Origin of the sequence: Salipiger aestuarii (genome assembly GCF_003259905.1) — a bacterium.
GTDB lineage: Bacteria > Pseudomonadota > Alphaproteobacteria > Rhodobacterales > Rhodobacteraceae > Salipiger > Salipiger aestuarii.
Window position 1 is genome coordinate 21,851 of sequence record NZ_QLMG01000033.1, and the last position, 25,452, is coordinate 47,302.

A 25,452-nucleotide genomic window follows, 5' to 3' on the forward strand; every position below is an offset into this window, starting at 1 on the left:
CGTCCAGCCGTGACAGAAAAGCGGCGCCGGGGGCGGCCGGAGCCTGAATGACACTTGCGCACAGAGCGAGACCCGTCAAAATTGAATAACGAGGTAAGACGCGGTTATCCAACATACGCGTAGTCCTAACACATAAAGAAAACAAAAACGAATTATGCCCTGATGGTAGATCGCGCACATGGTTGACGCAACAATCATCATCGCGGCCTGGTGTGCCGAAGCAAGCCTTGCCGATGCGGTAGGCAGTGCCTTGGCGCAAAAGGGCGTTTCGCTTGAGATTGTCGTGGTCGACGATGCCTCGCCCGACGGGACCTTCCGGCTGGCCAGGTCGCTGGCGGCGCAAGACGAACGGATTCGCGTGTTGCGTCAGTCGCGCAATGGCGGACCGGCAGCGGCGCGCAACGCCGGAATCGACGCGGCGCAGGGGCGCTGGATCGCGGTGCTTGATGCAGATGACGCCATGGTTCCGGGGCGGCTGGCGTCGCTGATCGCGCTTGCCGAGGCGGTCGGCGCGGACGCGGTCTATGACGATTTCCAGCCGACCGACAGCGCGGGCAAGGCCGTCGGGCCGACGCATCTTGCGCCGCTTGCGCTTTCTGAACCCACCCGTTGGGATTTGGAAACGTTCCTGGCCGGGTGTCAGGCCGAGCAGTGCAAACCTGGGCTTGGGTATCTCAAGCCATTGATAAGACGAGAATTTATTGAGAGCGCCGGGTTGCGCTACGACGACGCTCTGCGCAACGGAGAAGATTTCCACCTGATCGCCGCGCTGCTTGCTTCGGGTGGGTCGCTTTGGGTCTCGCCCGAGGCGGGCTATCTTTATACGCGCGCGTCGGGAACGATCTCGTCGCGGCTGAACCCTGATCACGCACAGGCGCTGGCACGCGCTGACGCAGCGTTTCTTGAACGCCATGCCGCGCAACTGTCCCCCAGGGCGCAGGGTTTGATGCGGCTTCACATGCGTCGGTTTCTCGACTTCGGCACGTCCGAAGCCGTGCTGCAATCCCTCAAGGCGGGGCGCCCGGCGGTCGCCTTGGCGGCGCTGGTGCGCAGGCCGCAGGCTACCGGGCGTCTGCTGCGGCAGATCGTTGAGGCGTCTGCGCGCCGGATACGGCGGGCGGGGCACCGCTGAGCCGCCGCGTCTCGGGTCAGGCAGGCGCGGCCAGCCCGATATGCAGGGCGTTGGTGATTTCCTCGGCAGTCTGGCGAAACTCGGATGCGGGCCTGGTCAGAAGTGCCTGGCGCCGGGCGAAAACGTCGGCAGGGGACAGCCGGGCCAGCAGGGCGCAAAGCGCCTCGGCACTGGGTTCCGGCACGGTCCAGCCCAAGCCGTTCTCGACCCGGCGCCCGGTTTCCGTGCCCGCGACGGCGATCGAGGGGCACCCGAAATAGCTTGCTTCGTAGATCCGGTTCGGCAGCAACCACGTGGAATTCGTGCCCCATTGCCACAGGTCCTGCGCCCAGACGAGATCGCTTGCCGCGTAGATCGGCGCAAGATCGTCGGGATAAGCGTAGGCCCCGTGCCATGTCATGTTCGGGCAGGCGCCAAGGGTTGCCTCGAATTCGGGCACGGCATGGTGATGCACAGCCCCGTGCAGCGCGATCCGGACGCCATCCCCCATACGATCCGCCGTTTCAGCGAGAATCGCAAGACTGCGCGCGCAGCGAAGCGTACCCACCCATGCCAGCCGCAACGGCGCATCAGCGGTCCATTCGGACGGGGCGCTGCCGACGCGGGGGGCTGGACGTTCGGGGCCGCCGTCTTCGATCCACAGCTTGTTTTCTATCAGCGCTACCGGGCCGTCCCAGTTTTGCACCGGGGCGAAGTATTCGCGCAGAAAGGCAGGGGATGAGATGATCAGCGCGCTTGTCCGCGCCAGCAATGCCCGTTCGAGCGCGCGTGTCACGCGGCCCTTGATCCCCGGATCGGTCATCAGGTCATGTATATCAAGGCATTCATAGATGACCGGGGGGTTCGGTCGCGTCATTGCCTGCGCCGCAACGGCGACGGCCAACAGGTCGAGGTTGCGGGCGATGATTGCATCCGCCCCGGCCAGCTTGCGACGATTCATCAACACCTTGAACACCGACCCCACGACAGCTGCCGCGCGCCAAGGCAGGCCTCCGTTTCTGGTTCTGAACAGGTGGACGTTTTCCCAGAAGGGGTTGAAATCAAGGTTCATGTTCGCGCGTCGCATCATGAAGCCCATGACATCGAAGCCGCAATCAAGATAGCTGCGCATCCGCCGGATCTGCGCCGCTTCGGCTGCGTCGAAACCGAAGACGATCAGCTTCGGGCGCGCGTCGCTCATGATGCAGAGGCAAGGCGCATGGTTTCCCACGGCAGGCAATCGCGGGCCAGCATCTGCCGCAGCCGGTCCATCTCGGGGGTGAAATACTCGGTAAGGCGCGTGCGTGTTTCCGCGGTCATCGGCGGGATTTCCCGGCGGATATCAATCTTGTTGGCCTTCAGCAGCGCCGAGACCGGACCCGTCTGCTTGAGCCGCGCAAGCGCGGGCTCCATGCCCTGTCGGCGCAGCCAGTCTCCGCCCGCACGCAGGCCTGTGCGCAGCACCGGCATTCTGGCGCGGTCGCTTTCGTTGCGGCGCTCCAGCAGGATCGGGCTGTCGAACGCCGGGTCGACACCGCAAAAAGAGAAGACATCGCGGGCGGCGGCGCGTGCATCGGTCGAGATTTCCTCGGCGAACATCACGCGCAGTTGGTCGGCGGGGAACGCATCGAACCAGCGCGACAGATGCGTCGCATAAAGGCCTTGTTCAAGGTAGGCGGGGTTGTTTGCCAGCCCGTCCTCGAAGGAGCAGGGCGCAATATGGCCCTTGATGATTTCGTGAAGGTGGTTTGAAAAGGCGCGCTTCAGGGGGTCGCGCAGCAACGCCAGCACCTTGAGATCTGCGCGATAGGCATAGGCCCGGCCTGGTGCCCGCGGGTCGTGAAAGTACGACGGCGAGCTTTCGAAACACACCCGCGCCGACGGGTCCGGCGCGAAATGTTCCTCATACCAGGCGTAACCGCGATCAAAGTAATATGAGAAAAAGTCGACTTCCTTGGGGTCTGAAATGCCGATTTCCGGGTGCGATCCCGCAATCGCATGCAACCACGAAGAGGCGCATTTCTGCGCGCCGATTCCAATCAGGCCTGGGCGCATACTCCGTTTCCTTAACTCGTTACCCCAAAACTATCGGTGATGTTCCGGGGTCTGGCAAGGCCGCAGTTTCCGGAGCACCCAAGCAAGCTGCCGGTTTCGTCGAGACCGCCGAGGATCTGACCGTGACCGCGCACCAGTGTCGATAGTCATCGCGCAAACGGATGGACCGGTCGGACCTGGACGGCGCTGCCACGCCTGGTTTTTGACGGAGCTGAACGAGACCATCGGAGCGACGTCTCCCCCGGTGGGGAGCACGAGCGCCTGCGTTTATCGCGCCGATCAGGCGCGGGCAAAGCGATTCGCCCGAAAAGTGCGGCGTGACGATCCATGGAGTATCGCTGGAAATAGCGATCAATTTGATTTCAGGGAGAGTTTTCAGCCGCGACATTTCTGGCGGCCGTTTGGGGCAGCCTTGACGTCCATCTGTTGCGGGGAACACCCTTCGTGCCAGTTTCGCCTCATTCCGCCGCTAAAGTCTGTAAAATGGTCGCTGACACAAGTTGTGTCAGCTTGTTGGGCAAAACTTCGCTGAGCGCGCGCCGTGAAAGCGGCGCGTTTTCGGCGTTTTGGACAAGTCATTGCTAGACGTGAAATTTACCCAATCAGACGTCTGCATTTTACTGCCTCGGGCGTTTCTAGCAAGGTGAATCTGCGTTGTCGGATCGGCGTGATGCCGCCCAGTTCCCCCAAGTAAACGAAAACTCCAGGTATTCCATTATCCCTTTATTCATAGCCAAAGATGACAGTGCCCTCTCGTCAGACCATCACCCTGTGAGAGAGTGGAATGAGCGAAATAACTTGAAACCTGCTCATCGCGCCGTCCCGGCCTGTCGGTTGGTGTCGTGCGATCAGCAGGTCGAAAGGCAGTTATGTGTTGATAGTGCCGCGAACGCGGGCCTTTAAGCATGGGGAGTGCGGACGATTGGAACGGGCTGAAATTGTGCACGTTTCAGCAAGGAATTACCAGACCTAAGCGTCTGTAACGAAAAAGAAATCATACCGTCAGCTTTGTCTGGAATGCGGGTCCATGGGGATGGGCACCGTGTTGGGCGATCTTGCGCGTTTTTTTGCCGGGATGCATCGCGGCATGGGCGTGCGTGGAAACCGGCCGGGCTAACGGCAACCGAAATTGTCGCGCATGCACTCAGATAACTCTGCGCGACCACGGAAAAGAATGAAGGGAAACACCCATGATGTCAGAGCATGCTGCGCAGGTCGATGCGCTCGCTCCGGTTGATGAAGCCACCCATGTCGCGATAAGGGACGGGGCGTGGTCGGACCCGTCGACCTGGAAGAACGGGCAGGTTCCGGGGGCCGAGGCGCATGTCTACATTCCCGGCGGCATCACCGTCGATTACGACGTGGATGACAGCACCCCGATTGCGACGGTCCGCGTCGGGGGGATGCTTGACTGGGCCACCGATCGGAACACGACGCTGTTGGTTGAAACCATCGTTACAGATATGGGATCGCAGGTCGAAATCGGGTCGATGCACGATGCGGCGATCAATGCGGATGTCAGCGCCCGGATCATCTTTCGCGACACGCCGATCGACACCGGTACCGATCCCATGATGCTAAGCCATGGCCTTGTGGCGATGGGGCATGTCGATATCAACGGTGCCGCAAAGGAAAGCCATCTCGAGATTTCCGGCAACGCCGTCAGCCGCGGCGCGACATCGGTCGGGCTCGAGGGCGATCTCACCAACTGGAAGGCCGGAGACAAGATCCTGTTCGTCGGTACTGGCGATGGCAGCGCGGACGAGACCCGCACCATTGTGTCGGTCAGCGGGCAGACCGTCACCTTTGACAAGTCGCTGAATTACGACCACGAACCGCCCGCGGGCTTTGATTTCACGACCTATGTCGGCAACCTGTCGCGCAACGTGGTGTTCACCTCTGAAAATCCCGATGGGGTGCGCGGGCATGTGATGCTGATGAACGACATGGTCGATCATGGCGAGAATGCCAACTCGGCCATGTTTGCCGAATTCACTGATCTTGGCCGCACGGATGAAAGCATTCCGACCGGCACAGCCACCAATCCCACCGGGCGCTACCCGTTGCACCTGCACGAGATCGGCACCGATCCTGACAGCCCGACCAACATGATCCAGGGCGTTGCCGTGTCGGGCTCGCCCGGCTGGGGGATCGTCCAGCATTCGTCGGATGCCAGCATCATGGACAGCATCGTCCATGACACCGTCGGCGCGGGCATGGTTTCCGAGGCAGGTGACGAGACCGGCATGTGGATGGACAACCTGGTCAGCTCCGTTGCGAGCACCTATTTCAGCGGGCATGATGCCGTCGGTGTCGAAGGGGCTGCATATGAGAACCAGTCGCGCGTCGTCATTCAGCAAGGCAACATCGCCGCGAACGCTGCCATCGGCTGGAATTACTTCGGCATCGAAGAATTCCCCGAGGATGCCGCGAACCCATCGGCACCAAAGGATGGCGCCCATCGCGAAATGTTCGAACGCGGGCAACTGCCCTATGATCCGTCGCCCTTCGACGTGGGGCTCGATCACGAAGAGCCGCCGATCACCGATTTCAACAACAACACCTCGATTGCCACCGGCGAGGGACTGCGCGTGTTCCACCGCCAGTTCTCGGACGACACCGACACAATGAGCGTGTTCCGGGACTTTACCGTCTGGGGTGGCAGCAAGGCGGTGTCGCTGGACAATTACGCCTCGAACTACATGTTCATGGATTCGGTCTGGCAAGGCTCGGACGTCGGTTTTTCGATCATGCGCAAAACGTCCTCGGTCGTTTTCAACAACGTCGAGGTTCATGATTTCGCCATTGGTTACAAAAGCTGGGGTCTGAACCACGAGGTCGTTCTGATCGACACTGAATTCGTGAATGTCGGGGTCGACATCGATCAGGACGATCTGATGCGCAACGTCGACAACAGCGGGCTGCGCGGCTCGTTGATCGACTATTACAAGCGCCTTCACGATATCGACTACACCGATCCGCAACCGCAGATCCTGAGCAGCGCCGGCCTGACGCCGATCGATGCCATCACTTTCAAGGCCGATGCCGGGTCCGATATGACCATCGGCAAGGGCGATTCAAAGCTGAACTTCACCGGAACGATCACTGACTCTGTCGGTGTGCGCAATTTCAACGAATACGTTGTCGCCAAGACCCCGAGCGGCAAGGGAAGCAGCAAGGATTTCGAAGGCATCGACCTTACCCTGGGCGCCGCCTCCGGTGACCTGCTGCGCGAGTTCACGCTGGAGATGTTCCTTGACCTGCATGGGGTCACCCAGAAGGCCGATGGCACCTGGGTCAGTCCGGTGGTCAACTGGATCACCGACCGGCTTACAGGCGATCAGCACCCTGTCATCATCGAGATCAACGTAGTCAACATGACAGTGGCCGAATTGGCGCCGTACATGCTTGACGCTTATCCGACGCCCACGATCAACAATGCCGGGTGGTACGCCGACAATGTTGGTGACGCGACCTCGGGTGGCGGCACGAAGGACGGCGGCGCCGACGACGCGACCTCGGGTGGCGGCGCGCCGGATGATGGCACTGGCAAAGATGCCAGCGGTTCGGACAAGGGAAATGCCGGCGCGCCCGTGGATGACACCTCGGACAACAGCTCCGACACTGTCATTCTCGGAACTTCGGCCCGCGATACACTCGTCGGCACCGGGGGCGACGATGTGCTTGACGGCAGTTATCACAAGGACATACTGACCGGCGGAGGGGGCGCGGACATCTTCCGTTACACAGGCGAATCCCTCGACGGTCACCGCGACATCATCACGGATTTCTCGTTGGCTGACGGTGACAAGATCGACCTTTCCGCGCTGGCCGATGCGTTTGAGCTTGACGCGCAGCAGATGCTGGATGCTGTTTCTGTCAAGGATATCAAGCCCGGTATGCGCATCACGGTCGAGCTTGACGGCGAATCCCACGTTCTTTCAGTGCTGGAAGGTATCAACGCTGCCGATTTCTCGATCGCAGACCATCTCATCTTCAAAGGCACCGAAAACAGCGCGCCTGACCCGGTCATCGACGCACCCGTTGACGAACCCGTCGTAGACACGCCGAGCCAACCCGAAGAGCCGACGGATACCGGGGCAGACGGCGGCGCGACGCCGGGTCTGGCCGATCTCTTCATTTTCGGAACTGAAAACCGCGATACCCTTGTTGGAACGAACAAGAATGACATCATCGTCGGAAAGCAGCACGCCGATAAGTTGACCGGTGGAAACGGCGCCGACACCTTTGTCTTTAACGCTGATTCGCTTGACGGTAGCCGAGACACCGTCACCGATTTCTCGCAGGACGAGGGCGATCAGATCGACCTGTCCGGTATCGCTGAAGCGCTCAACCTTGATGCAGCGGCAATGATGGAGGCGGTGACGTTCAAGAACATCAAGCCCGGTCTGCGCGTCGGGATTGAGGCCGATGGCGATTTCCACGCGCTTGCGGTGCTGAACAACGTCGAAGAGGACGAATTCATCGTGGATCAATCGGTCGTCTTTACGCTGTCCGACTCGATCCTCGGCTAAATCTGGCGTTTCCGGCGCAGAGCGATTCTGCGCCGGGGGCACGACGTATCTTGGCTGGCCCGCAGGCGATGGCTGTACGGAAACACTGTAAATACATGTCTCAAACGGCAAGGTGAAGCGGCTCGCGCCGCTCTGACAGGGGCGGCGCGGGTACGGTTGGCTGCGGCCCTCGCGCGGACAGGCCTAGCGACAGGATGAACCGTGCAATCTGCGCGGCCTCGGGCAGGCGCCCGGCCGAAAAGGCGGCGCGCCCCCGCCACAGCGCTCCGCGCGCGAGGGCATTTGCGATCTGCGTGCCAACAGCACCGGACCGACCCACCTGCACGAGCCGGGCGCGCACCGGCCCGCTGGTTGCTTCGACCATGCCATGCTTGCCGGCGAGAGCGCGTCGGCAGATTGCCTGCTCGACCTCTGACAGCGCGACGTTGGGGTCCATCGTCGCGGCGGCCTTGAAGTCGTTGATCGCGCTGTCCCAATCGGTACGACGCGCAAAGACACAGGCGCGTTGCAGCAGGCCGGCCCGTTGCGCCAGCGCGCCGTCAAAAAGACCTGCATAGAGCGACAGGGGGATCGATTCGCGAAACGGCGCGAACAACGCGCGGTCGGCTTGTTTCCACACTGCGTCTGATTGTGCCGCCGCGTGCCGAGCCGCAGCGGGACCCCGCGCGCCGTCATGTTTGCGTTGCTTGAACAGGGGCTCTTCGAGCACGACGACGGGCGCCTGAAGGGCCAGCCGCACCACCATGTCATAGTCGATGGACCGCGCCAGATCCTCGCGAAACGGGCCGACCTTGTCGTAGAGGGCGCGCCGCACCAGCGTCGCATTCTGGAACAGGAATATATCTTCGAGCAGGTGGCGAAGCACAGATCCGTCGGACAGGTCGGGCCAATACCCCGGCCCGGTCTCCACACGCGCCCCTGTTGCGGCGTCGTCACGAAAACGCACATAGCTTCCCGCCGCGACCCCGGCTTCCGGCCGACGCTCAAGCACGCCAGCCAGCCGTTCCACGGCGCCGGGCAGGGCGATGTCATCGTCGTCGCAGATCCAGATCAGCTCGCCGCGGGCCTCGCGCATCGCCGCGTTCAACGCCTTTGCCTTGCCGCCGTTTTCGCCGCGAAAATAGCGGATCGGGCCCGACAGCGATTTGACCTCGTTGGGCGTGGAATCGGTGGATCCATCGTCCCATACAAGAATTTCCTCGACCGGGCGGGTCTGCGCGGTCAGACTGTTGATAGCCTCGCGCAGGAAATTGGCGCGGTTATAGCTTGGCACAATTACTGAAATCGATGTCATAAAATCCATAGTCCCGGGTGCCCGAATGTACGAGTTATTCCACAGTGGCCGCATTCGCACAACAAACCTGCTGCGTCTCGCCGTCATGCTCGGCGTCTTCGCCTTGGGTGGCTCTGCAATTGCGCAAGACAGCTACCGTTTGAATATTGGCGACCGGATCGCGGTGCGGATCGTTCAGTGGGATAGCATTGCCCTGGGTTTCACCGAATTCGCGGCCCTTGGAGGAACCTATTCTGTCGGTACGGATGGCATGATTATGGTCCCGATGGTGGGCGCGATGTCCGCCGAGAACTACAGCCTGCCCGAACTGGCCGAAGCGTTTGAGGCCGAACTGCAGATGCGCTTGGGGCTTGTCGACCAGCCCGGAGTGTCGGTGTCGGTGGTCGAGTACCGCCCGATTTATGTGCTTGGCAACGTCGCCCGGCCCGGCGCCTACCCGTTTTCGCCCGGCCTGACCGTACAGCAGGCGGTGGCGCTGGCGGGGGGAAGCCTGGCCCCATTCGCGGACGGTCTGGAAGGCGAAAGCGCCGCGATCCGCACCGTCGGTAACCTGCGCGAACTGGGGCTGGATGCCGCGCGCGAAGCTGTTCGCGCTGCGCGTCTTCGGGCAGAGATGCGCGGCGATCCGGGTTTTTCACCCCCCGAAGGATTGGTGCATCCCGACGGCCCGGCTGCGCTGGACGCGCTTATCGTGCACGAGCGCGACCTGTTTGTCAGCCGCCGCGAAGGACAACAGCGCGCGCTGGACTCGCTCGATCACACCAGCGCGCTGCTTGAAACCGAGATTGCTGCGCTGGAGGGAAAGCTGATCGGGCTGTCAAAGCAGGTCGAGCTGATGCAAGGCTCGGTCGCGAATGCCGAGACGCTTCAGGAACGGGGGCTTTTGCGGTCGGACAATCTGGTGACGCTGCAGGGGCAGTTGATCAATCTGGAGGCGCGCGAACTGGACACCGAAACCGCGATATACCGGGCGCGGCAGAATGTGTCGGAGATTGAACGGGAGCGAATCGCGCTCGAAGCCGACCGGCGGCTGGAGATCCTGCAACAGTTGCAGCAAAGCGAGGCCGAGAGTGATCGGCTCGCGGCGCGCCGCGACACCAATCTCAGACTGCTGGTCGGGGCTGAGGCTTTGCTGGCGACAACGCAACGCGCCGCCGACGTCCGCATGGCGTACCGGATCACCCGGCAAGGGAGCCCGCAAGTCCAGGAAATGCAGGTTGATGTAACGGCGCGGCTGTTCCCGGCGGATGTGCTGAACGTGGAAACGCACATCATCACCGGCCGGAATTGACGCACAAATGAGCCCATGTTCACACGATGAACCGGCAAACCTGTCGCGTTGCGGAAAAAGGTCGCGATAAGAAGCGAGTGTGTTAAAGTGAACCTAATTGTAAATGTGTGGGTCTGACTATCGGGTCTCTGTCCCCCGGTCGCACCCGGTTTTGTAGGACAAAAAAGGCTGCGTTCATGCCACTGGATTTCCCCGCATCGCGATCCGGAAACGGGCCCGAGATCTCTGTCTGCGTGCCCGTATACAATGAAGAAGACAACGTCGCGCTGCTGCATCAAAAGATCGTCGCGTCGTTGGAACCGACGGGCCGGACGTTTGAGATGGTGCTGGTCGATGATGGTTCGCGCGACCGCTCGGTTGAGCGCCTGGCCGAAATCGCCGCGTCCGATCCACGGCTTGTGGTGGTGCGGTTCCAGCGCAATTTCGGACAAACCGCTGCCATGATGGCCGGGATCGACCATGCGCGCGGACGGTATGTCGTGACCATGGACGGCGATCTGCAGAACGATCCTGTTGATATTCCGATGATGCTGGACAAGCTGGATGAGGGTTACGATCTGGTCGTCGGCTACCGTATCAACCGGCAGGACAAGTTCCTGTCGCGCAAACTGCCGTCCAGGATCGCGAACTGGTTGATCGGCAAGGTCACCGGCATTCCGATTCGCGACAATGGCTGCTCGCTCAAGGTTTACCGCGCCGATGTGATCAAGCGCGTGCCGCTTTATTCCGACATGCATCGCTTTATTCCGGCGATGAGCACACAGATGGGCGCGCGGGTGGCCGAGGTTGGCGTGCGCCACCACGCACGGCGTTTCGGGGTTTCGAAATACGGCCTGTCACGCGTGTTCAAGGTGCTGCTCGATCTCATTTCGATCAAGACGCTCCAGATTTTCACACGCCGCCCGTTGGCGCGCTTTTCCGGTGCGGCTGCGCTGTCATCGGCGGCGGCGTTGTTCGCGATGGTGACGATGCGTGGCGGCGATCTTGTGGTTGAAACCGCGGTGGTCGGGCTGCTGGTGGCGCTGGCGGTTTTCCTGTTGTTCCTTGGGCTGATTACCGGAGCAATGTTTCAGCAACGCGATCCGTGACGCCGGCCCTGCGGCGCCGACCTGGTCGCCCGACTTTGTTTTTGTACTTTATGTAAGAGGTTTTCATGACGATCGGCGGATCACTCAACACCCATACTCCGGGGCTTCTTTCTGTTATCGTGGCGGCAGAAGCGATGCAGGAATTGCCCGACACGCTGGTCGCTGTTCGGCCCGAGCTGGACGCGATGGGTCGACCCTATGAGGTGATCTGCATCACCGACGGGCGCGACGATACCGTCATGGCAGCGCTGAACCTGATCGGCGACGATTGGCCCGAACTGCTGGTGCTGGGGCAGCGCCCCTGGCGCGGCGACGATGCCGCGCTGAGCGTGGCGATGCGCCGGGTCCGGGGTAATCCGGTGCTGACCCTGGCCGGATGGCCCGAGGTGGCGCCCGAAGATCTGGCGCGCCTGCCCGACATGCTGGGCGATGCGGACATGGTGACGGTTTCCCGGTCGAACCGGCCTCAAAGCAGATGGCAGGCGTGGCGTCGGCGACACCTTACCCGTATGCTGGCGCGGCTGTTCGGGCAAAGCCCCGCCGATCCTTTCTGTCGCACGCGCCTTGCCCGACGCGCAGTGCTTGATGATGTGACAGGGTTTGGCGTTCGACAGCATTTCATCCCCGTGATCGCCGGGCAGCGCGGCTACAAGCTGACCGAGGTCGAACTGCGCGGTGTGAGCAACGAAGGTCATGCGAACGCGCGCTATGTGTTTCGGCCCATGGGGCATTTCGTTGCCCTTCTTGACGCCATCACGCTGTATGTCGTGCTGAATTTTCTGCGCCGCCCGTTGCGGTTCTTCGGAGCGATCGGGATGCCGATCTTTATCTTCGGGGCGCTGGCGACGGCGGTGCTGATCGGGCAGAGGCTGCTGGGCGACGCCTTGGCTGACCGCCCGGCGCTTATCTTTGCCGTGCTTATGGTGGTTCTGGGCGTCCAGATCGTTGCCATCGGGCTGGTCGGAGAGATCATCATCTTCGCCAACTCCCGGCGGCTCAGGCAATATGCCGTTCGCGAGATCATCACGGGGGCGGATCGGTCCGTGTGCGGCATGCCGGCTGCCTCGAATGTGATCGCCCCTCTTGCCGCTTCAAATGATGGGTGACGCGCGTGAACTGGCAGCCCTCTCGCTCAGGTCGACACATGGAGCCGCCGCTGAAATCTGACGGGCGCGAAACGGTTCTGGATTTCAGCTCTATCTTCAAGATCCTGCGCAAAGGGTGGTGGATCATTGCTGTGACCGGCGTTGTCGGGGCGATGATTGCCGCGGTCATCGTGCTGGAGATCGAACCGACCTATTCCGCCCGCGCGCAGATCTTGATGGGGCAGTCGAACCGGGTGGACAGCGTTTTGGGGACGCTTATTCCTGACCTCAAGATAGACGATGATGCCATCGCCGGCGAAATCGCGATCATCAGGTCCGGGCGGGTGTTGTCCAAGGTTTCGGAGCGGCTGAACCTTGAGACGCGACCGGAATTCAATGTCGCGCTGCGTCCGCCCGAACCCGAGCCATCGCTTCTGGCGCGTCTTGGGGATGCCGCCGTCGATGCGCTCAAGCGCAGCCTCGGTGTTGCATTACCGGACCCGGATGCGGCGGGGCCTGCGGGCGAAACCACCGATCCGGTGCAGCTTGCCGCGCGGGCCGGGCGCGTTCAGCTCGGAACGCAGGCGGATTTTGTCGGTGAGATGATGGGCGACCTTTCGGTCCGGCAGGTCGGGTCCACAAGCCTTGTGGACATCCAGTTTGTATCGACCGACAGGTTTCTGGCCTCGGCGATTCCGAACGCGGTGGTTGATGTCTACATGGATGATCAGCTTGACCGCAAATTCGAAGGTCTGCGGCGCGTGACCACGGGGCTGCAATCGCGGATCAGCGAGATGCGTGAAAAGCTCGAAGCCTCCGAACGGTCGATGATTGACTACCGGACCGGAAACCTTGCCGCTGGATTTGGTGGCAGCCGGTTGCTGTCCGAACAGATTGGAGATCTGTCGCGGCGCGTCAATGACGCATCGGCCGAACTGGCCGAGTTGCAATCCGATCTTTCCGGTATCGATGCGCTGATCCGGCGTGAAGGTGCCATTGCGGCCACCGGCCTGTTCCAGTCCGATCTGCTGGACGGGCTTCAGGGCGAGGTGGTCAGCCTGCGCCAGCGCCGCGATTTGCTGCTGGAACGCTTTGGCGCCGACACCGCCCAAACCGTCGAGACCATCGCCGCGATCGAGCGGCTCGAAGGGACCATCGCCGATGAGGCCGGGCGCCTGCGCAACGAGCAAGCTCAGCGCGTCGATTTGGCTGCCGCGCGGGTCGTGGTGCTGCGCGGTGAACTACAGGTTCTGGAGAGCCGCGCCATCGAGCAGGCGGGACGCGAGGTGCGACTCACCCAGTTGGAACGCGACTATCAGGCGCAGCAGGCGGTCTATAACACGTTTCTCGACAAGTTCACCGAGACGAGCGAGAGCGTCGATCTTCAAGAAGGCGATTCGCAGGTCATTTTCTACGCCGACGTGCCGCCTTCGGCGATCGCGCCGCGCAAGTCGTTGTCGGTGGCGCTCGGGGGGATCGGCGGGGTGTTCGCCGGTATGGGGATCGTTTTCCTGCTGGCCCTGACCGATACGGCGTTGCGCAGTACGACGCAGCTGATGGCGCTGACCGGCGGCACGGTTCTGGTGCAACCAAAGGCGCGGCGGTTCGTGTTTCAGCCCGCCAACCCGCTGAATCACGTTCTTCGCCAGCCGCTGGGCCCGCTGTCTGAAAGCATCCGGTCGCTGCGCAGCCAGCTGTTGATGGGGCTTCCCAAGGGGGGCGGGGCCATCGTGACGCTGGCTTCGAGCGAAAGCGATTGCGGCAAGACCACGACCAGCATCCTGCTGGCCCGTTCTCTGTCGCAGATGGGGGTGAATTGCATCCTTGTCGAATCCGATCTGCGCCGCCCGTCGCTGGCGCGGCTGATGAACATCGCACCAACCCCGGATCTGATCGACGTGCTGACCGGCAGACTGCCGTTGGACGAAGCCATCCGTCAGGACCCGGAGTCGCGCGCCGACGTGCTGACCGCGCGCTCGGGGCTGGGCGATCCTGCGGGGCTTTTGCTGTCAGAGCCGATGGGCGACCTGCTTGGAGAGCTGAAGCAGCGATACCGCGTGGTCATTGTGGATACCGTTCCGCTGACGCCGGTGTCGGACTCGTCTCCGATGATCCGCGCCGCAGATCAGGTGGTGTTCATGGTGCGCTGCGGCATGGATTCGCGGACAGTCGAGGCGGCACTGGAAACGCTTGCCAAGCTTGATCCGCCACAGATGGTCAGCGTGCTTTCGATGTCGCCACAAGGCGCGCAATCGAAATACGAATACGGATAGTCAATCTGTATAAGTTCGGAGTTATGAGACGATTGTGATGATACCAACGCGACTGCTTCCAGGATTGATAGTCGTCGGAGCGATGCGCGCCGGCACGACGACTTTGTATCATCATTTGTCCAATCATCCCGAAATTGGCATGTCGCGGATGAAGGAAACGGATTTCTTCGTTCCAAAGATGAATTTTCCGCTCGGCATGTCCTGGTATCAAAGCCAATTCGATCCGGGATACTCGATATATGGCGAGGCTTCTCCGAGTTACGCAATGTGTCATTTGTGGCGTGGCGTCCCGGCCCGAATTCACGGCGTATTGCCCAATGTGCGCCTGATCTTTTTAGCGCGCGATCCTGTCGATCGATTCGTTTCGCATTATCAGCACGCATGGAACACGGGAACGGCGCGGGTTCAGCCGGCGGATCTGATCGATTCGCAGGTCGGGCAGAACATGCTGGAAACCAGTCGTTATGCCAGACAGATCAACGCTTATCTTGAACATTTTCCCCGCGAGCAGCTTTTTATCATCGACTTCGATCAACTCAGCCGGGACCCTCAGGCGGTGATGGACGGGGTGGTGGATTTCGTCGGCGTGTCGCGTTGCGAGATCGCGGGCATTCCCACGCGCAACGATGCGGCGTCGAACGCGCGATTGCCGGGGTTCGTGCAGCGTGCGTGGCGCAGCCGGGGATTGCGACGGTTTGATCGCTACATCAGCCGAAGCGCCCGTGACAGGGCGCGCAACCTGTTGTCGGTCGCCCCGAACCGCGGTGCGCCCGAGGTCGGAGCGGAACTGCGCGCCGAAGTTTCAGAGCGGCTGGCGCCTGACGCACACGCGTTCCGCGCATTGTCCGGGCTTCCGTTTGACGACTGGCAGGTCTGAGTCCCGCTTAGGGGCCGGAATTCAACCCGTAGATCCGCGGCTGCCGCAGGTTGAGGCATCCGGCGACGACCCCGACATGCAGTGCGCCGCGCAGCAGCCAACGGTTGCGCCGCGCTCTTGATGGGGAAAACAGCATCGCCGCACTGGCGCAAACCAGCCCCTTGCCGACCGCCAGCCCGGCCCGCGCCGCCCGGCTTTTCCATCCGTGCGCCCCCGCCGCATAGCTTTGTCCCGAGCGGAACTTGCGGCGCAGGATCCAGCCAAAGGTCATGCGTCCGGGGGCGACCCTCTCACGCACGATGGCGTCTTCGGAGATCTCGAACCGGGCACCGGCGCGAAACAGGCGAAAAAAGAATTCGGTGTCTTCTCCTCCGGCCTGGCCCCGCGCAATATCGAACCGTTGTGTGCGCCAGGCGGCGCCGTTCCAGCGGAGAAAAGCGTTGCAGGTGTGTCCGGTCTGCACGACGGTGCCCCGGCGCACCGGTCGGTTTGAATGGACATCCTGCGCGCGCATCCAGTCTGGTGCGCCGCACCCGTATTGGGCCAGCGACGGGCCGAACACCGCATCCGCGCCCGTGGCGCCGGCCCGCACGATCAGCTGTGCCAGCCAGTCCGGATCGGCGCGTTCGTCATCGTCAAGAAACGCGACCCAGTCGGCCCCCCGCGCCGACGCTGCGTCCAACCCGGCATTGCGCGCGATCGAGATATTGAAGGCCGGAGCATGCAGGTACAGGACCGGCACACGCATCCGCGCCGCCGTGTCTGTGACGATCCTGCGTGCGCTGGCGGTGCCGTCGTTGTCGCTCACGACGACGCGCAAATCGACCCCGGCAGGCACTTGCTGCGCATCGAGGGACAGAAGCGTTTCGCGCACGTCGTCGCGGCGGAAGGTACACAGCAAAGCGTCGATCTTGCGAAATGGCGCGTTCATCTCAGCACCACTTGTCGCAAGAAACCCGCCCCCCAGGCTAGATGCATGGCCCCCATCGCCGGCCCGGCCCATAGCCCGCAGGCCGAGCGCATGGCCAGGGCGCCAGCGATGGAAACCGCCGCCATCAGAGCAACATAGCTTGCTGTCAGCAGCAGCGCCGGAGGGTAGATCGCCCCAACCCCCAATGATGTGGCGATCGCCAATACCGCCAGGACCGGGAACAGCTGGCGCAGGCGCGGCCGCAGTCGATGCTTGAGCACCGTTCGCGCGCGGCCGCGCCCGTAAGACCAGTATTGTTTGCCCAGCTTTCGCATCGTGGGGCGCATCCGGTAGTTTAGCCGGATATCGGCATCCAGCCAGATTTTCTGGCCGGCAAGGCCGAGACGATGGTCAAGTTCAGCGTCTTCGTTGTGGGGAAAGGCAGGGTCGTAACCGCCGATCGCCCGGAACCATTCCAGCCGGAAACCCGCGTGATGCGCATGGTCGATCCAACCCGACGTCGATCCGCCGCGATGCGCCGAATTGCCCGACCCCAGCGGCGTGTCCACCACCCATGCCGCCGCGCGTTGAAAGCAGCCATCTCCGACGGCATCCATCACCGTCCCGACGGACGCCGCCTCGGGTCGAAGGGCCAGACTCTCGGCGACCGCGCGCACATAGCCGGGCGGATAGGCCGCATGGGCGTCGCAGCGCACAAGGTAACGATGCCGTGGCCCGGCACCGGCGGCGATGGCGTTCAACGCCGCCGATTGCAGTCGTTCGGGATTGTCGATCAGTCGCAAATTGGGAAGACGCGCCGTAAGACGCCGCACGATCTTGCGGGTGGTGTCGCTGCTGCCGCCGTCGGCAACAACGATGGCGACCTGTTGCATCCAGGGATCATCGTCTGTCAGAGACATGAGGCAGGGCTCGATATGGTCGGCTTCGTTCAGCGCCGGTATGCCGACCATAACCTCGGCGGGCTGGACTTGGGCGGCCCGGTACGTCGAAGCTTGGTTCGCATGAGCGCCGCCATTCATCGCCAGGCCTGTGCCATTCGGGGCAAAAAGGCGGGCGGGGGCATTCCCCAGGCCGGGCCCGAACATGGGCAGATCGGAAAAGAGACTCATTAAAAGGCAACCTCGGTGATCAGAAAACCCCGGAAAATCACGGGGGAACAAATAATTGCGGACCCGACGGCAAAAAGGGAAGCCGGGGTTCGCGACGCGCGATAATATCAGTGCGGTCAGTTTAGGGGCAGCCAATACGTTTTGGCAAGACGCGGTTCCGGGCCACATACCGGGATCGCGCGATTCGCCCATATCACCCGGCGCGCGGCAGAACGAATGCCGCCCGCGACTGCAATGGTGGCGGTGATCGGCTGCGAACCGGGCAGAATTTCCCGCCGGCGCGTGTTGAACTTGCCAGAATTTGCCGATGGGCCCACACTAACCCCGCCCGAATTGCACGGGCTTCGGAGGTTTTTGGTATGCAAGGTCTTTATCTGGTAACCGGAGCGGCGGGATTTGTCGGCGAACATCTCGTGCGGCATCTACATTCAAGGGGCGTCGCTGTTCGCGCCATGGTTCGGCGAACATCTCAAGCCGCGGCGCTCGAACCTTACGCCGAGGTCGTCGTGGCCGACATCACGCAGCCCGATACGTTGCCCCAGGCGATGGCGGGCGTCAGCGGTATCTACCATGTCGCGGCGTTGTTCCGTCAGGCGGGTGTTCCGGACGCGGCGTTTTACGACGTCAACGTCGCCGGCGTGCAGAATGTCTTTGAGGCGGCGATCACGGCGGGGGTGCCGCGCATCGTGCATTGTTCGACGAATGGTGTGCACAGCCATATCAAGGACCCGCCTGCGAACGAGAGCGCGCCGTTCAATCCCGGCGATCTTTACCAGTTGTCCAAGATCGAAGGTGAAAACATCGCGATGTCGTATTTCGGCTCGGGCCAGATCGGCGGCGTGGTACTGCGCCCCACGATGATCTACGGGCCGGGCGACACCCGGACGCTCAAACTGTTCCGGATGATCGCGCGCAAGAATTTCTTTTACGTCGGCAACGGTCTGGCGCTGACCCATTGGGTCGACGTCAGGGATCTGGCCGAGGCATTTCTGCTGGCCATGCAGGCCGACACCATCAACGCCGAGGCTTTCCTGATCGGCGGCGACCGTTACATGACGCTGAAGGACACGGTACAGGAAATCTCGCGGCAATTGAACGTGCCCGAGCCAAGCCTGCATCTGCCCACCGGCCCGGTCATGGCGCTGGCGCATGCGACGGAATGGATCTGCAAGCCGTTCGGGATCGAACCGCCACTGTTTCCCCGGCGCGTGTCGTTCTTTCTCAAGAATCGCGCCTTTGACATATCGAAAGCGCGGACCGAACTTGGCTTCGCGCCGAAACAGGATTTCTCTGGCGAGGTGGCCGATATCATCAAGGACTATTTCGAAAGGGGGTATCTGACGCTGTCCTGACCAGTTCATTTTTTGTAATTATTTCAGTTGGGTAGTAAGTATCATGAACACACCGCAAACGGCCCCGCGTGGCGATTCGGCGATGGCACCCCGTCGCGACATGGCGGGTGGCGACGCGCCCGATCTCGATTCGTCTTCAGAACGCTATGCGCGCCGGTTCGAGGGGCGGGCAGGGGCGTGGCTGCTGTCGCGCCAGACCGACATCCTGTGCGATCTGATCACGCCCTGGCCCAAGGCGCGGGTGCTGGACGTTGGCGGCGGGCACGGGCAGATTGCGGGCGCGCTGCTGCCGCGCGGCCATCAGGTCTGCGTTCTTGCCAGCAGCGAACGCGCGCTTGGCCAGGTCCGCGCGATGACAGATCCCGCCCTTGAAATGATAACCGGCAGCCTGACGGCGCTGCCATTCGCGGACCGCAGCTTTGACGTCGTGACGTCGTTTCGTATGCTGGCCCATGTCGACGATTGGCGCGCCCACCTGGCCGAACTGACGCGGGTGGCCCGGCAAGCCGTGATCCTTGATTTTCCGATTCCGGGGGGGGCGAACCTGTTAGAGCCGCTTCTGTTCGGACTGAAGAAAAAGGTCGAAGGCGACACCAGGCGGTTTCGGACCATAAGGCGCCGCATCGTGCATGAGGCGCTGGACCAGCAGGGCTTCGGCGAAATTCGTGAGACAGGGCAGTTCGTGTTTCCCATGGTCCTGCATCGCGCGCTCAAGCGGCCCGGGGTTTCAGCGGTGCTTGAACGGGTGATGCAGTCGTGCGGGCTTTCGGATCGCATCGGAAATCCGGTGATCTTGCGGGCAATCATTAGCAAGCGCCCAAGCGTAAACATCGAAGCTTCTGATGCGCGGTTGACATAACGTAAATCCGCATCTTACTTTTCGTCACGAGCGTTAACGATTCACTGGTTTTATCTAGCCTGGTTGTTCCGATGCCGATATTGATGCCTATCCGTTTGAAATTACACGGGCAGACGGCGCCAAGTCGGCGCGGCTGTAAACTTCACCAATCAGTGACATCCGAATTGACACGCGCGGTCGTACTGCGGCCAGCGCGCCTTTTTACAACGTGACCTGACAGAGGATTAGTCATGCCAGCCATCAATATTTCCAGCGGAACCGCGCTTGAATCCGAATACGTCACCTTTACCGTCACGCTGTCCGAGGCGCTGACCGACGAGGCCACCGTCCGGTGGCGCACATTGGTCACCGGTACCGCAAATGACGACGATCTGTATTACGCTCCGAGCAGCACCACCAACAACGGGACCATCACCTTCAGTCCGGGGGAAACCTCTACCAGCATCAACGTCTACGCCCGCGGCGACAATGAAGATGAGCGGGACGAGAACTTCGTGGTCGAATTGTTCAACCCTTCGGCCAATATCGAACTGGCGGGCGGCGCGAATACGCTAAGCGCAACCGGCGTGATCCTTGACGAAGACGGTACCGGGTCGGACCTTGACCTTTTCGTGTCCGACCCGGTGATCGTCGAGGGCGACGGCGGCAGTCGCAACGCGGTGTTCGAGGTCCGGCTGTCGGAGATCCCCTCGACCGCGCTGACGGTCAACTACAGCACCAAAGACGGATCGGCCGTTGCCGGGCAGGATTATCAGGCCCGCAGTGGCTCGATCACCTTCACCGGACAAACCGTCGCCCTGGTGTCGGTGCCGATCATCGGCGACACCATCCCGGAATTTTCCGAAGCTTTCGATCTTGTGATCACCTCGACCTCCGGCGCGCAGATCGGCACCGCCGGGCGAGCGGGCACCGCGACGATCCTTGACGATGACAGCGGCACCGGGCCGGTGATCTCGATCGGGGATGGCGCGGCGCTCGAAGGCGATTCCGTGCGTTTTGTGGTAAGCCTGTCCGAACCGGCGACAGATGCGGTCACGGTCAATTACCGCACGCTGATGAACGGCACCGCCAATGATGACGATCTGTATTACGCTCCGACCGGCACAACCAACAACGACACGCTGACCTTCGCCCCCGGCGAAACCACCGCAAGCATCTACATCTACGCCCGCAATGACAGCACCGACGAACGCGATGAGAATTTCACCGTCGAGTTGTTCGGCGAATCCTCGAATGCCGCGCTGGCGGGCGATGCCGCCGTGCTGCGCGCCACCGGGATCATCAGCGACGACGACGGCACCGGATCGAACCTTGATCTGTTCGTGTCCGATCCGGTGCTTGTCGAAGGCGACAGCGGCAGCAAGATCGCGCTTTTCCAGATCAACCTGTCGCAGCCCGCATCCAGCGCGCTGACCGTCAGCTACACCACGGCCAACGGAACGGGCACCGCAGGTCAGGACTACGGCGCGCAGTCGGGCACGCTGACCTTTGCGCCGGGACAGAAGACCGCAAGCGTTGCCGTGCCTGTGTTCGGTGACACCAGCTCCGAGCCATCCGAGACGTTTTCGCTGGTGGTCACGCCGCCCTCGGGCGTCTCGCTGGGGACGGGCGCGCTGGTTGGGACGGCCACCATTCTGGACGATGACAGCGGCCCGGGGCCGGTCATCAGCATCGCCGATGGCGCGGCGCTGGAAGGCGAATCCCTGCGCTTTGTGGTGACTCTGTCGGAACCCGCAACCGATGCGGTCACGGTCAATTACCGCACGCTGATGAACGGCACCGCCAATGACGACGATCTGTATTACGCACCCACCAGCACCAGCAACAACGGCATCGTGACCTTTGCGGCGGGCGAAACCACCGCAAGCATCTACATCTATGCCCGCAACGACAGCGCCGACGAACGCGACGAGAATTTCACCGTCGAGCTGTTCGATGAATCCTCGAATGCCGCATTGGCGGGCAATGCCGCCACGCTGCGCGCCAATGGCATCATCAGCGACGACGACGGCACCGGGTCGAACCTCGATCTGTTCGTGTCCGACCCGGTGCTGATCGAAGGCGACAGCGGCCGTCAACTGGCGCTGTTCCAGATTGACCTGTCGCAGCCCGCCGCGCGCGCGATGACCGTCGGCTACTCCACGCAGAACGGCTCCGCGACCGCGGGGCAGGATTATCAGGCGCAATCGGGCACCGTCACCTTTGCGGCGGGCCAGAGCAGCGCCAGCATCGCGGTTCCCGTCTTCGGTGATCGGCTGTCCGAGCCTACAGAGACGTTTTCGCTTGTCGTCACCCCGCCGTCCGGCGTGTCTCTGGGAAGCCGCGGGCTGGTCGGGTCCGCGACCATCCTCGACGATGACAGCGGCCCGGGGCCGGTGATCTCGATTGCGGATGCTGCGGCGCTGGAAGGCGAGTATCTGCGCTTTGTGGTGACCCTGTCCGAACCGGCGACCGATGCGATCACGGTCAACTACCGCACGCTTTTGTCCGGCTCGGCCGACGATGACGACCTTTACTATGCGTCCAGCGGTTCACAGAACAACGGGACGGTGACCTTTGCGGCGGGCCAGACCACCGCCAGCATCTATATCTACCCTCGCAGCGATAGCACCGACGAGCGCGACGAGAATTTTGCCGTCGAGCTTTACGACCAATCGTCCAACGCCAGCCTCGCGGGCCGCGTGTCGATCCTGCGCGCGAACGGGATCATCCTGGACGACGACGGCGCCGGGTCGAACACCATGCTGCTGGCCTCGCCTGATCCCGTGATCGAGGGCTATGACGGCACCTTCCTGCGCGCTTATGACGTGCAGCTGTCCCAGCCCCTGACCTCGGCCGAGACCTTCGACGTCTCCGCGACCGGGTTCACCGCGACGCTTGGCGCAGACGTCACGCTTGTAACCGACACGATCACCTTCGTTGCCGGTCAGACCAGCGCGACCGTTCTGGTACGCACCCGCAGCGACAATCTGGTCGAGGGCACCGAAACCTTTCAGCTGAATTTCACCGCCAGATCGGGAACCCATGTGAACGGCACCATTCCTTCGGTCACGGTCAGCATTGACGACGGCGCGGGTTATGGCGGCACGCCCTCGTCAGTGGGTGATCGGCTGGTCGGCACCATGGGGGCGGACACCATCCACGCTCTGGCAGGCAATGACACCGTCTTTGGCTGGCTTGGGTCCGATACGCTTTACGGCGATACCGGACGCGACCGGCTTTGGGGCGGCGTGGGCAATGACCGGCTTTGGGGCGGCAGTGATGGCGATCTGCTGGTCGGCGAAACCGGCGCCGACCTGCTGCGCGGCGAGGCCGGGCAGGACACGCTGCGCGGGGGCAGCAGCAATGACACGCTGTTCGGCGGCGACGACGACGACCTGCTGTTCGGCGAGGCGGGCAGCGATGTGCTTTGGGGCGAGGCCGGAGACGACACGCTGCAAGGCGGCGGCGGCAACGACAGCATGCACGGCGGCACCGGCGGCGACCAGCTATCGGGGGGCAGCGCGAGGGATCGCATCTGGGGCGACAACGGCGATGACACGATTTGGGGCGGCGACGGGCGCGACAGGTCGTTTCTTGGCGGCGGCGACGATGTTTATTACGACACCGCGCAGAACACCAGCGACGGGGCCGACACGGTCTGGGGCGGGGCCGGCAACGACACCGTCTCGACGGGCGGGGGCGCCGACGTTGTCCACGGCGAGCTTGGAGACGACAGTCTGAATGGCGGGATCGGCAACGATGCTCTGTTCGGCGAAGCGGGGGCCGATACGCTGATCGGCGGCGCCGGGGCCGACCTTCTGGAGGGGGGGTCACATGCCGATCTGTTGATCGCAGGCGGCTGGAACGACACCGTGCGCGGCGGCGACGGGGCCGATACGGCCCGGCTCGGGATGGGCTATGATCTTTACACCGACACCGGCCAGGGCGGCAGGTTCGGACAGGACACGGTCAGGGGCGAAGGCGGCAATGACACGATCAACGGCGGCGGCGGCGACGATCTGCTGTTTGGCCAGGCGGGACGGGATTCGCTGGTCGGCGCCAATGGCAACGATGTGCTGCGGGGCGGTGAGGATCGCGACACTCTGATCGGCGGAAGCGGTGCCGATACGCTGTACGGCGAGGCGGGCAATGACCGGGTCAATGGCGGCAACGGAACCGATCTGGCGGTTCTCGGCGCCGGCAATGATCTGTATCTCGACACCGCGCAAAGCGGGGCCTTCGGGGCCGATACGGTCTGGGGCGGGGCTGGCAACGATACGCTGAACGGTGGCGGCGGAGATGACAGCCTGAACGGCGGCGATGGCGACGACCGGCTCGTGGGCGTGGCAGGTGACGACACGCTGAACGGCGGCGGCGGGGCGGATGTATTTGTGTTCGCGCGCGGGTCCGGGGCAGACATCATCGACGACTTTGTCCTTGCGGATGATCGACTTGAATTGCGGATGGACGCATCGGATCTTACCGCTCTGGATCAGGCCGATGGTGTGTTGTTGTCTTGGACAAACGGTTCCGTGTTGATCGAGGGCCTGAGCCTGAGTGAGCTGGAAAGCGCTACGATTGGCTTTCTGTAGGCGTACAGTCCCGCGTGACGCTGTTGCACAAACCCGCTGACCGGCGGGTTTCCCCTTTCCCCAGGCGGTCTTGGCGCAGGGATTTCGTGACGGGGACGCGCACCTGAGCCTCAGCGACCTGGCGATCAAGGTCACCCGCCATGGGGCGCAGGTCCAGCAGCGTCATGCAAAGTATCCACTGACCGGCAGGGTCATGCGCAGCATGATCCCGAGAGGTTTTGTCTCGACGCGGCTTCTGCGGTGGTATCGGCTCTGGCACCGCCACAAGGCACGACCCAAGTATCGCTGCGCACTAACCGCTTCGTTCCGGGCAATAGTTCCGGCGCTCGTCGGTTTCCAAATCGTGGCATTCTTGCACGGTGGGGTCACTGCATAGGTGTTTTTCCCGGCAACGGCCTCGTGGCACTTGCGCGTGTCGTACGCGCCATCGGCGGTGACGCTGCCGATGTCTTGATCGGGCGGGATCCGGTGCGGCAGATCAGGCAACACGAGCGCATCCCCGACGTCACTGCTGGTGGTCCCGACCGCCAGGCAAGAGGTGGTCGCGGAAATTCGGACCGGTGGTTAAGGTAGATCGCATGATGAAAGTGACGATCCAAAATGAAGAAACGCAAGAACCATTCGCCAGAGTTTAAGGCCAAGGTCGCGCTTGAAGCGATCCGCGAGGAGATGACGCTGGCGGAACTGTCCAAGAAGTACGGAGTGCATCCCACGCAGAGCGGGACTTGGAAACGCGCAGCGATAGAAAACATGGCGACGGCATTTACGCACCGTGGCGCGGCCCCAGAACAGGTGAGCGCCGCCGATGTCGACAAGCTGCACTCGAAGATCGGCCAGTTGGTGGTGGAACGGGATTTCTTAGCCGAAGCCTCGCATCAACTGCTCGGGACGCGAGGCAAAAAATGGTGAGCCGGGATCACAAGTTAGGCTCAGGATGCATTGATTTTCAGTGCGCTGCGCGGTTCACGGCTCGGCAAACGGAGCGGTGGCATGAGCGGCCTTTACTTGCTGACCGACG

The 25,452-nt window shown here is 62.3% G+C and carries 16 protein-coding genes and 1 pseudogene; 11 read left to right on the top strand and 6 right to left on the bottom strand.

All coding sequences use genetic code 11. The features are described 5' to 3' along the window. The first annotated feature begins 178 nt into the window (after positions 1-178). Complete coding sequence (locus tag ATI53_RS15760) at positions 179-1,132, top strand: glycosyltransferase family 2 protein (protein WP_111550809.1); 954 nt, start codon at positions 179-181, stop codon at positions 1,130-1,132. A 16-nt stretch (positions 1,133-1,148) separates the two neighbouring features. Here ATI53_RS15760 and ATI53_RS15765 read toward each other — a convergent pair whose 3' ends face one another. Continuing rightward, on the bottom strand, positions 1,149-2,312 hold the full coding sequence (locus tag ATI53_RS15765) for a glycosyltransferase (protein ID WP_009507359.1): 1,164 nt from the start codon (positions 2,310-2,312) through the stop codon (positions 1,149-1,151). Then, complete coding sequence (locus ATI53_RS15770; protein WP_009507358.1) at positions 2,309-3,166, bottom strand: sulfotransferase domain-containing protein; 858 nt, start codon at positions 3,164-3,166, stop codon at positions 2,309-2,311. Before ATI53_RS15770 ends, ATI53_RS15765 begins: the two co-directional genes overlap by 4 nt. 1,193 nt (positions 3,167-4,359) lie before the next feature. Between ATI53_RS15770 and ATI53_RS15775 the strand changes: the two genes are divergently transcribed. Then, complete coding sequence (locus ATI53_RS15775) at positions 4,360-7,701, top strand: G8 domain-containing protein (protein ID WP_170134596.1); 3,342 nt, start codon at positions 4,360-4,362, stop codon at positions 7,699-7,701. Positions 7,702-7,801: 100 nt separating this feature from the next. Here the strand turns inward: ATI53_RS15775 and ATI53_RS15780 are convergent, their stop codons facing one another. Further along, complete coding sequence (locus tag ATI53_RS15780; RefSeq protein WP_111550820.1) at positions 7,802-8,995, bottom strand: glycosyltransferase family 2 protein; 1,194 nt, start codon at positions 8,993-8,995, stop codon at positions 7,802-7,804. Between the two features lie 25 nt (positions 8,996-9,020). Here ATI53_RS15780 and ATI53_RS15785 point away from each other — a divergent pair, with 25 nt between their 5' ends. The 5 genes from ATI53_RS15785 (at position 9,021) to ATI53_RS15805 (ending at position 15,609) form a co-directional block, all read left to right on the top strand. Continuing rightward, positions 9,021-10,286 (top strand): polysaccharide biosynthesis/export family protein, encoded by a 1,266-nt coding sequence (locus ATI53_RS15785; protein WP_111550811.1) that lies wholly within the window; start codon positions 9,021-9,023, stop codon positions 10,284-10,286. Positions 10,287-10,462: 176 nt separating this feature from the next. Continuing rightward, positions 10,463-11,374, top strand: a complete 912-nt coding sequence (locus ATI53_RS15790; RefSeq protein ID WP_009507354.1) for a glycosyltransferase family 2 protein — start codon at positions 10,463-10,465, stop codon at positions 11,372-11,374. A gap of 65 nt (positions 11,375-11,439) precedes the next feature. Beyond that, entirely contained in the window at positions 11,440-12,480 is a 1,041-nt protein-coding gene (locus tag ATI53_RS15795) for a glycosyl transferase family 2 (RefSeq protein ID WP_009507353.1), read from the top strand. Positions 12,481-12,518: 38 nt separating this feature from the next. Then, positions 12,519-14,732 (top strand): GumC family protein, encoded by a 2,214-nt coding sequence (locus ATI53_RS15800; protein WP_111550812.1) that lies wholly within the window; start codon positions 12,519-12,521, stop codon positions 14,730-14,732. A 37-nt stretch (positions 14,733-14,769) separates the two neighbouring features. After that, complete coding sequence (locus tag ATI53_RS15805; RefSeq protein WP_034453717.1) at positions 14,770-15,609, top strand: sulfotransferase family protein; 840 nt, start codon at positions 14,770-14,772, stop codon at positions 15,607-15,609. Positions 15,610-15,616: 7 nt separating this feature from the next. Here ATI53_RS15805 and ATI53_RS15810 read toward each other — a convergent pair whose 3' ends face one another. Together ATI53_RS15810 and ATI53_RS15815 are read right to left on the bottom strand one after the other, a co-directional pair. After that, positions 15,617-16,540, bottom strand: a complete 924-nt coding sequence (locus ATI53_RS15810; RefSeq protein WP_111550814.1) for a glycosyltransferase family 2 protein — start codon at positions 16,538-16,540, stop codon at positions 15,617-15,619. Continuing rightward, positions 16,537-17,841: a glycosyltransferase family 2 protein gene (locus ATI53_RS15815; protein ID WP_240778609.1), complete on the bottom strand. Its 1,305-nt coding sequence runs from the start codon at positions 17,839-17,841 to the stop codon at positions 16,537-16,539. The genes ATI53_RS15810 and ATI53_RS15815 overlap by 4 nt, the downstream gene beginning before the upstream one ends. 167 nt (positions 17,842-18,008) lie before the next feature. On the opposite strand from ATI53_RS15815, the gene ATI53_RS15820 reads away from it, so the two are divergent. From ATI53_RS15820 to ATI53_RS24210, 3 genes are all read left to right on the top strand, one after another. Beyond that, positions 18,009-19,001: an NAD-dependent epimerase/dehydratase family protein gene (locus ATI53_RS15820; RefSeq protein WP_034453715.1), complete on the top strand. Its 993-nt coding sequence runs from the start codon at positions 18,009-18,011 to the stop codon at positions 18,999-19,001. Between the two features lie 82 nt (positions 19,002-19,083). Then, on the top strand, positions 19,084-19,860 hold the full coding sequence (locus ATI53_RS15825) for a class I SAM-dependent methyltransferase (protein WP_240778610.1): 777 nt from the start codon (positions 19,084-19,086) through the stop codon (positions 19,858-19,860). A 230-nt stretch (positions 19,861-20,090) separates the two neighbouring features. Beyond that, positions 20,091-24,434: a Calx-beta domain-containing protein gene (locus ATI53_RS24210; protein WP_111550816.1), complete on the top strand. Its 4,344-nt coding sequence runs from the start codon at positions 20,091-20,093 to the stop codon at positions 24,432-24,434. On the opposite strand, the pseudogene ATI53_RS23985 reads toward ATI53_RS24210, so the two are convergent. Then, a pseudogene (locus tag ATI53_RS23985) lies at positions 24,415-24,977 on the bottom strand (transposase); the annotation flags it as partial. The gene ATI53_RS24210 and the pseudogene ATI53_RS23985 sit on opposite strands and share 20 nt — an antisense overlap. Positions 24,978-25,034: 57 nt before the next feature. Between ATI53_RS23985 and ATI53_RS23990 the strand changes: the two are divergent. Continuing rightward, complete coding sequence (locus ATI53_RS23990) at positions 25,035-25,343, top strand: transposase (RefSeq protein WP_111550817.1); 309 nt, start codon at positions 25,035-25,037, stop codon at positions 25,341-25,343. The last annotated feature ends 109 nt before the right edge of the window (positions 25,344-25,452 follow it).